Source organism: Cellulomonas biazotea (assembly GCF_004306155.1).
In the GTDB taxonomy this organism is placed as follows: domain Bacteria; phylum Actinomycetota; class Actinomycetes; order Actinomycetales; family Cellulomonadaceae; genus Cellulomonas; species Cellulomonas biazotea.
Genome location: NZ_BIMR01000091.1, coordinates 1 through 8,427, shown reverse-complemented (window position 1 = coordinate 8,427; position 8,427 = coordinate 1). Strand labels below are relative to the sequence as shown.

8 protein-coding genes and 1 pseudogene are annotated in these 8,427 nt (G+C 72.7%); 5 read left to right on the top strand and 4 right to left on the bottom strand.

The annotated features are described in order from the left end of the window. Positions 1 to 378: carbonic anhydrase (locus tag CBZ_RS07530; protein ID WP_373862145.1), on the bottom strand; the 378-nt coding region annotated here is incomplete at its 3' end. Between the two features lie 191 nt (positions 379 to 569). Here CBZ_RS07530 and CBZ_RS07525 point away from each other — a divergent pair. From CBZ_RS07525 to CBZ_RS07510, 4 genes are read left to right on the top strand one after another with little or no spacing between them, the layout of a single operon-like run. Then, positions 570 to 1,835 carry an extracellular solute-binding protein gene (locus CBZ_RS07525; RefSeq protein ID WP_130780959.1) on the top strand — a complete coding sequence of 422 codons (1,266 nt, stop codon included), beginning with the start codon at positions 570 to 572 and terminating at the stop codon, positions 1,833 to 1,835. A gap of 13 nt (positions 1,836 to 1,848) precedes the next feature. Continuing rightward, positions 1,849 to 2,820, top strand: coding sequence for a carbohydrate ABC transporter permease (locus CBZ_RS07520; RefSeq protein WP_130780958.1), 972 nt, complete (start codon positions 1,849 to 1,851; stop codon positions 2,818 to 2,820). An 8-nt stretch (positions 2,821 to 2,828) separates the two neighbouring features. After that, positions 2,829 to 3,668: a carbohydrate ABC transporter permease gene (locus CBZ_RS07515; protein WP_373862144.1), complete on the top strand. Its 840-nt coding sequence runs from the start codon at positions 2,829 to 2,831 to the stop codon at positions 3,666 to 3,668. A gap of 16 nt (positions 3,669 to 3,684) precedes the next feature. Continuing rightward, positions 3,685 to 4,953 carry an ABC transporter ATP-binding protein gene (locus CBZ_RS07510; RefSeq protein WP_130780956.1) on the top strand — a complete coding sequence of 423 codons (1,269 nt, stop codon included), beginning with the start codon at positions 3,685 to 3,687 and terminating at the stop codon, positions 4,951 to 4,953. Between the two features lie 46 nt (positions 4,954 to 4,999). Here CBZ_RS07510 and CBZ_RS07505 read toward each other — a convergent pair whose 3' ends face one another. The 3 genes from CBZ_RS07505 to xseA all read right to left on the bottom strand — a co-directional run bounded on the left by CBZ_RS07505 (position 5,000) and on the right by xseA (position 7,626). Continuing rightward, positions 5,000 to 5,935, bottom strand: a complete 936-nt coding sequence (locus CBZ_RS07505; RefSeq protein ID WP_130780955.1) for a carbohydrate kinase family protein — start codon at positions 5,933 to 5,935, stop codon at positions 5,000 to 5,002. Further along, complete coding sequence (locus tag CBZ_RS07500) at positions 5,932 to 6,204, bottom strand: exodeoxyribonuclease VII small subunit (RefSeq protein ID WP_246013133.1); 273 nt, start codon at positions 6,202 to 6,204, stop codon at positions 5,932 to 5,934. The genes CBZ_RS07505 and CBZ_RS07500 overlap by 4 nt, the downstream gene beginning before the upstream one ends. A gap of 174 nt (positions 6,205 to 6,378) precedes the next feature. After that, positions 6,379 to 7,626: an exodeoxyribonuclease VII large subunit gene (gene xseA, locus CBZ_RS07495; RefSeq protein ID WP_130780953.1), complete on the bottom strand. Its 1,248-nt coding sequence runs from the start codon at positions 7,624 to 7,626 to the stop codon at positions 6,379 to 6,381. Between the two features lie 270 nt (positions 7,627 to 7,896). On the opposite strand from xseA, the pseudogene CBZ_RS07490 reads away from it, so the two are divergent. Next, positions 7,897 to 8,427: pseudogene (locus CBZ_RS07490) on the top strand (4-hydroxy-3-methylbut-2-enyl diphosphate reductase); the annotation flags it as partial.

Below are 8,427 nucleotides of genomic sequence, written 5' to 3'. Positions count from 1 at the left end.
GGCCCGGACGAACCCGCGGGGGAGCGAGCCGTCGCGCAGCGCGTCGGTCGCGGCGGCGACGGCACCGCACGAGTCGTGCCCGAGGACGACGACGAGCGACGCGCCGAGCACCTCGACGCCGTACTCGATCGACCCGATGACGGTCGTGTCGAGCACGTGCCCGGCGGTCCGCACGACGAACACGTCGCCGAGGCCCTGGTCGAAGATGATCTCGGCCGCGACCCGGGAGTCGGAGCAGCCGAAGATCACCGCGAACGGGTGCTGCGACGCCGACAGCTCGGCGCGGCGGTCGATGCCCTGCGACGGGTGCTCCATCTCGCCGCGGACGAACCGGGCGTTCCCCTCGCGCAGGGCGGACCAGGCTTCGGCAGGCGTCACGTTCGGCACGCCGCCATCGTGGCAGCAACGGCCCCGACCGGCAGCGGGTGACCGCCTGGCGGGCGTCCTCACCCGCACCGGGTGGTGCATATGTGTAGCGGACCTGCGACAACAGGAGTAGGCAAGGTCATGGCGCGAGGGCGCGTCATCGGGGGAGGTGGCTCGTGCGACGCCGGACGAGAGCGCTCGTGATGGTGGCGGCGGTCGGTCTGCTCGTGCCGCTCGCGGCGTGCGCAGCCGAGTCCGGCCCGCCGCTGCTGACCTGGTACATCAACCCGGACGACGGCGGCCAGGCGGAGATCGCGAAGCGCTGCACCGACGACGCCGGCGGCGAGTACCGCATCGAGGTGTCGGTCCTGCCGCGCGACGCGGCGTCGCAGCGCGAGCAGCTCGCCCGACGGCTCGCGGCGAAGGACTCGTCGATCGACCTCATGAGCCTCGACCCGCCGTTCATCCCCGAGCTCGCCGAGCCGGGCTTCCTCGCCCCCATCCCGGACGACGTCGCCGAGCGCGTGTCGCAGGACGTCGTGCAGGGTGCGCTGGACGGCGCGACGTGGGGCGACAAGCTGGTCACCGTCCCGTTCTGGGCGAACACGCAGCTGCTCTGGTACCGCAAGTCGGTCGCGCAGGCCGCGGGCCTGGACCCCGCGACGGCGCCCGTGACGTGGCAGCAGATCATGGAGGCGTCCGCGTCGCAGGACAAGTACCTCAGCGTGCAGGGCACCAAGGCCGAGTCGCTCACCGTGTGGATCAACGCGCTCGTCGAGTCGGCGGGCGGTCAGATCCTGGAGAACCCGGAGGCGCCGGCCGACGAGCTGCAGCTCGGCCTGGACTCCGACGCGGGGCGCGCCGCGGCCGAGATCATCGGCACGATCGGCCGTGACAACCTGGCGGGCCCGGCGCTGCCGACCGAGGACGAGAACGCCTCGATGACGATCTTCCAGGGGGACCGCGGCTCGTTCATGGTCAACTGGCCGTTCGTCTGGCCCGCGACCAAGGCGGGCGTCGAGGACGGCGCGATCGAGCAGTCCGTGCTCGACGACATCGGCTGGGCCCTGTACCCGCAGGTCGACGAGGCGCAGGAGTCCCGGCCCCCGTACGGCGGGATCAACCTCGGCGTCGGGGCGTACAGCCGGTACGTCGACCAGGCGTTCGCGGCCGCCGAGTGCATCGTGCAGCCCGAGAACCAGACGTTCTACTTCGTCGAGAACGGCAACCCGCCGTCGAACACGACGTCGTACGACGCCCCCGAGGTGCTCGAGGCGTTCCCGATGGCGGACGTCATCCGGCAGTCGCTGGAGCAGGCCGCCCCGCGGCCGCAGACGCCGTACTACAACGAGGTGTCGTCCGGGCTGCAGGAGACGTGGCACCCGCCGTCGTCGGTCAGCCCGGAGGTCACCCCGCAGGAGTCGACCGCGTTCATCACCGCGGTCCTGCACGGGGACCAGCTCCTGTGAGCGAGGAGGTGTCATGACGACGCAGGCGGCCCCTCCGGCGACGCCCGAGGCGCGGGACGTGAAGGCGCGCCGGATCAAGGCGCTGCAGAGCGACCGGGCGCGCGCGGAGAACAGGCTCGGCTGGTACCTGGCCGGCCCGGCGTTCGTGGTCATGCTCGCCGTGACGCTGTACCCGATCCTCCAGGCGACGTACGACTCGCTGTTCCGGTACCGGCTGACGGCGCCCGACGACAAGGCGTTCATCGGGCTCGCCAACTACGGCGTCGTGCTGACCGACGCGGTGTGGTGGCAGGCGTTCGGGGTCACGGTGCTCATCACGGTCATCACCGTGGCCGTGGAGCTCGTGCTCGGCTTCGCGCTGGCGCTCGTCATGCACCGGGCCATCAAGAGCCTGCGCGGCCTGCTGCGCACGGCGATCCTCGTGCCCTACGGCATCATCACGGTCGTCTCCGCGTTCGCGTGGTTCTACGCGTTCGACATCAACTCCGGCTACGTCAACACGTGGTTCGACTGGGTCCCGGGGATCAGCGAGGACCTCAACTGGTTCGCCCAGTTCGGCACCGCGATCTTCGTGATCATCGCCTCGGAGATCTGGAAGACGACGCCGTTCATCTCGCTGCTCCTGCTCGCCGGCCTCGCGCAGGTCCCCTCGGAGCTCGACGAAGCGGCCGAGGTCGACGGCGCGACGTGGGCGCAGCGGCTCAAGCGGGTCACCCTGCCGAACATGAAGGCCGCGATCATGGTCGCCGTCCTGTTCCGGGCCCTCGACGCGTTCCGCATCTTCGACAACGTCTTCATCATGACGAACGGCTCGGCGGGCACGACCGTCCTGTCGCTGCTCGCCTACCGGACGTCCATCGGGAGACTGGAGATCGGGCTCGGCTCCGCGATCTCCGTGCTGCTGTTCCTGGCGGTCATCGGGATCTGCATCGGGGCGATCAAGCTCTTCAAGGTCGATCTGGCCGGTGCGAGGGGGGAGAGCTGATGAGCACCATGTCCACCCGCCTCAAGGTCGGCTGGGCCGTCATCACCGTCCTGGTGCTGCTGTACGCGCTGTTCCCGGTCGCGTCGATCGTCGCGACGTCGTTCAAGCTGCCCAGCGAGCTCAACACGGGCACGTTCCTGCCGTCGCAGTGGACGTGGACCAACTACAACGAGATCCTCGGGCCCGAGGGCTCCGCTCGGGACCTGTTCCTGCCGTCGCTGCGCAACTCGATCGGCATCTCGCTCATCGCGACCGGCATCGCCGTCGTCCTGGCCACGCTCGCCGCGTACGCGATCGCCCGGCTCGACTTCCGCGGCAAGCGGCTCATCCTCACCACGGCGCTCGGGGTCTCGATCTTCCCCGTCATCTCGATCGTCACGCCGCTGTTCAACCTGTGGCGCAACATCGGCCTCTACGACACGTGGCTCGGCCTGATCATCCCGTACCTGTCGCTGACCCTGCCGATCTCCATCTGGACGCTCGCGGCGTTCTTCCGGCAGATCCCGTGGGAGCTCGAGCAGGCCGCGCAGGTCGACGGTGCGACGAGCTGGCAGGCGTTCCGCAAGGCGATCGTCCCTCTCGCCGCGCCCGGCGTGTTCACCACCGCGCTCATCGCGTTCTTCATCGCCTGGAACGACTTCGTCTACGGCATCTCGCTGACGTCGACGTCCCGCGCCCGGCCGGTCCCCGCCGCCCTCGCGTTCTTCACCGGTGCCTCGCAGTTCGAGGAGCCCACCGGTGCCATCTCCGCCGCGGCGGTGATCGTCACGATCCCCGTCGTGATCCTCGTGATGCTGTTCCAGCGCCAGATCGTCGCGGGCCTGACCCAGGGCGCGGTCAAGGGCTGACCCGAAGGAGACCTCCATGGCTGCGATCACCCTCACCGACATCCAGAAGCGGTACCCCGACGGGTTCCACGCCGTGAAGGGCGTGAGCCTCGACATCGCCGACGGCGAGTTCGTCATCCTCGTCGGGCCGTCCGGCTGCGGGAAGTCGACCCTGCTGCGGATGATCGTCGGGCTGGAGGACATCTCCGAGGGCGAGCTGACGATCGGCGGCGAGCGCGTCAACGAGCGCGCCCCGCGCGACCGGCACCTCGCCATGGTGTTCCAGAACTACGCCCTGTACCCGCACCTCACGGTGTTCGAGAACATCGCGTTCCCGCTGCGCCTCACCAAGGGCCAGTTCACCGAGGAGCAGATCCGCGAGAAGGTCTCGTTCGCCGCGAAGACCCTCGAGCTGCAGGACCACCTCGACCGCAAGCCCGCGAACCTGTCCGGCGGGCAGCGCCAGCGCGTCGCCATGGGACGCGCGATCGTGCGCGAGGCCCAGGCGTTCCTGTTCGACGAGCCGCTGTCGAACCTCGACGCCAAGCTGCGCGGCCAGATGCGCACCGAGATCGCGCGCATGCAGCGGCGCCTCGGCACGACGACCGTCTACGTGACGCACGACCAGACGGAGGCCATGACGCTGGGCGACCGCGTCGCCGTCCTGCGCAAGGGAGAGCTGCAGCAGGTCGCCTCACCGCGCGCCCTGTACGAGCACCCCGTCAACCTGTTCGTCGCCGGGTTCATCGGCTCGCCGCCCATGAACTTCCTGCCCGGTGAGGTCTCCGGGGACGTCCTGAGGCTGCCTATCGCCGACGTCCCGATCTCCGCCGCGCTCCGGCAGCGGCTCGGGGACCGCAGGCTCGTCATCGTCGGCATCCGCCCCGAGCACTTCGAGGACGGTGCGGTCGCCTCCCGGCAGAACCGTGAGGGTGGCGTCACGTTCCACGCCGACGTGGACGTGACCGAGTGGCTCGGCTCCGACCTGTTCGCCTACATCCCGTTCGAGACGAACCCGCAGGTCGCCGGCAAGCTCGAGGAGCTGGACCGCGACCTCGACGGCGAGGGCCTGCGCACGCAGCTCGTCGTGGCGCTCGCCTCCGACAGCCGCGTCCGGGACGGCGACGACGCCGAGCTGTGGTTCGACGCCGGGAAGATCCTCGTGTTCGACCCGGAGACGGGCGACAACCTCACGTTCGACGCCGACCAGGCGCGCACGCTCGACGAGCAGAACGAGCAGGACCGCAAGGCGTCGCTGGAGCGGGCGCACGCCCGGGAGCAGAAGCAGCAGGCCCGGACGGCCTGACGACGCACGGCCCGACGCCCGCCCTCCGGCGCGGGCCGGTCCGGTGTCAGGCGTCGAGCTCGGCCGACGACGGCGGGTTCGCCCCGGGGCGCGACACCGTGATCGCCGCGATGCGCGCGCACCGCTCCAGCACGCGCTCGACGGTCGCCGCGTCGACGTCGTGCAGCGCCTCCCGCCGGCCCGCGCCGAGCAGCCCCGCGGACCACAGCCCGTCGACGAGCCCGCCCATGAACGAGTCACCCGCCCCGACGGTGTCCGCGACCTGCACGCGCGGCGCCGGCACCGTGAGCCGGGCACCCGCCGACGTGCTCGCGAACGCCCCCTCGCCGCCGTGCGTCACGACGACCAGCGCGGGTCCGGACCGGCTCCACTCCTCGGCGATCTCCGCCGGGGCGACGCCCGGGTGCAGCCACGCGAGGTCCTCGTCGCTGACCTTGACGACGTCGGCGAGGCGGACGAGCGCGTCGACGAACGGCAGCGCGTGCGCGGGCGAGCCCATGAGCGCGGGCCGCAGGTTCGGGTCGTACGTGATGGTCGACGTGCCCTGACGGCGCGCGAGCTCCTGCGCGACCCGCGTCCCGCCCGGCTGCAGGACCGTCGCGATCGAGCCGGTGTGCGCGACGAGCGGGTCGCCCGGCGCCTCGTCCCACGACGTCGGCAGGTCCCACTCCAGGTCGAACTCGTACGTCGCGACGCCGTGCTCGTCGAGGTTCGCCGTCGCGACCGGGGTCCGGTCCGCCACGCGGTCGCCCTCCAGCACGCGCACGCCCGACGCCTCCAGGTGGCGGCGCACCGTGTCGCCGTCCGCGTCGCGGCCGAGCCACGTCAGCAGGTCGACCTGCCGCCCCAGCCGGCCGAGGCCGAGCGCCACGTTCGCCGGGCTGCCGCCCGGGTGCTGGCTGCGCGAGCCGTCCGACCGCTGCACCGCGTCGATCAGCGCCTCGCCGATCACCAGCGCCCGCTCGGTCGTCGTGCCGCTCATCGGTCGTCCTCCTCGGTGGGGCCGGTCGGGGTCGCGCCGGCGGCCGCGCCGGTCGGGTGCTCGGTGCGGACCGCCGCGAGCCGGTCGCGTGCGCCGTCCAGCCACTGCTGGCAGCGGGCCGCGAGGGCCTCGCCGCGCTCCCACAGCGTGAGCGACTCCTCCAGCGACTCGCCGCCGGCCTCCAGCCGTGCGACGACCGCGACCAGCTCGTCACGCGCCTGCTCGTACGTCAGGGCCGCGACGTCGGCGTGCGCGTCCGGCGGGTTCACGGCGGGGGGAGGGGAGTCGGGGGCGGCGCTGCTCGGTTCGGGCGTCCTCGGCACGACGCACAGTCAACCACCCGCGGCCCACACCGCCGGACGGTGCCCGGGGACGATGCCGGGACCTCGGCCCGACGGCGCGCCGCTCGACCGCGCCCCGGCGGGGACGACGCGAGGCTCGGGTCAGACGACCTCGGCGCCGAGCTCGCCGCCCGCGACCCGCACGCGCAGCCGGTCGCCCGCCTCGACGTCCGCGGGGTCCCGCACGACGTGCCCGTCCGCGCGCTGCACGACCGCGTACCCGCGCTCGAGCGTCGCCGCCGGTGACAGGGCCCGGACCTGCGCCGCGAGCCCCGCGACCTCGGCGCGGCCGTGCGCGAGGGCCGTCTGCAGCGCGCGGCGCGCGGAGTCGCGCAGCACGTGGACGCGGGTCTCGCGGGCGTCGACGAGCGTCGCGGGGTACGCCAGGACGGGGCGTGAGCGCCAGTGGTCGAGCCCGGCCTGCTCACGCGTCAGCCGGTGCACGAGCGCGCCGCGCGACCGCTGCCGGAGCTGCAGGACCCGCGCCCGCTCCTCGGTGACGTCGGGCACGACGCGCTTGGCGGCGTCGGTCGGCGTCGACGCGCGCAGGTCGGCCACGAGGTCCAGCAGGGGCGTGTCCATGTGGTGCCCGATCGCGGACACCAGCGGCGTCCGGCAGGCCGCCGCGGCACGCACCAGCGTCTCGTTGCTGAACGGCAGCAGGTCCTCGAACGAGCCGCCGCCGCGCGCCACGACCACGACCTCGACGTGCGGGTCGGCGTCGAGGTCGGCGATCGCCGCCGACACCTCCGGAACCGCGCGCGGGCCCTGCACCGTGACGCGCCGGATCTCGAACCGCACCCCGGGCCAGCGGGCGCGCGCGTTCGACACGACGTCGTGCTCCGCGTCGCCCTGCTGCGCGCACACCAGCCCCACGACCGCGGGCAGGAACGGCAGCGGCCGCTTGCGCGACGGGTCGAACAGCCCCTCGGCCGCGAGCACGCCCTTGAGGTGCTCGATGCGCGCCAGGAGCTCGCCCAGGCCGACCAGCCGCAGGTCGTCGGCCTGGAACGACAGGTCGCCCTTCTTCGCGTGGAACCGGGGGCTCGCGTGCACGACGACGTGCGCGCCGTCCGCGACGCCGTCGCCCAGCCGTCGGACCGCCGCCGCGGGGGCCGTGACCGACAGCGACATGTCGAGGTCGGTGTCCCGCAGCGTGAGGAAGTACATGGTGTTCCACCGCTTGAGGTTGAGCACCTGCCCCTCGACCCACACCGGCGGCATCCTCGCGATGTAGTCCGCGATCTTCGGGGCGAGGTGCCGCACCGGCCACGGGCGCTCCGGCGTCGTCTCGGCCGCGCGCAGCGGCAGCGGCAGGCGCGCCGCGGGCGGCTGGGGCTCGGTGCTCACCCGCACAGCCTGCCTCACGCCCCCCACACCCCGACCCCCGGACCCCCCTCCTCGCCCTCTGCCGGCCCGTCCGTCGCCGACCCCGTCATCACGACCGACTCCGTGGCCTTTCGCGGTCACGATGACGGGGTCGAGGGCGTCGCGGGGGCCGCAGGGCGCGGGGCGGCGGGGGCGGTGGGGTCGTGCGAGTGGCGTGGACGTCACGTGCAGGTGCGTCACACCGGGCCGCCCCGGGCGGGTCCGTGAGCGGGTCGAACGTAGACTCGCGACGTGACCTCTGCGACCGACCAGGCCCCCGGCGTGCCGCCGACCAAGCGCGTGCTGCTCGCGGCCCCGCGCGGGTACTGCGCGGGCGTCGACCGTGCGGTCGTCGCCGTCGAGAAGGCGCTCGAGCACTACGGCGCCCCCGTGTACGTCCGCAAGGAGATCGTGCACAACAAGTACGTCGTCGAGACGCTCGCCGCCCGCGGCGCCGTGTTCGTCGACGAGACCGACGAGGTGCCCGAAGGCGCGCGCGTCGTGTTCTCCGCGCACGGCGTCTCCCCGGCCGTGCACGCCGCGGCCGCCGCCCGCTCGCTCCAGACCATCGACGCGACGTGCCCGCTCGTGACGAAGGTCCACAAGGAGGCCGTGCGGTTCGCCGCCGAGGACTACGACATCCTGCTCATCGGCCACGACGGCCACGAGGAGGTCGAGGGCACGCAGGGCGAGGCGCCCGAGCACATCCAGGTGGTCAACTCCCCGGAGGCCGTGGACGACATCGTCGTGCGCGACCCCGAGCGCCTCGTGTGGATCTCGCAG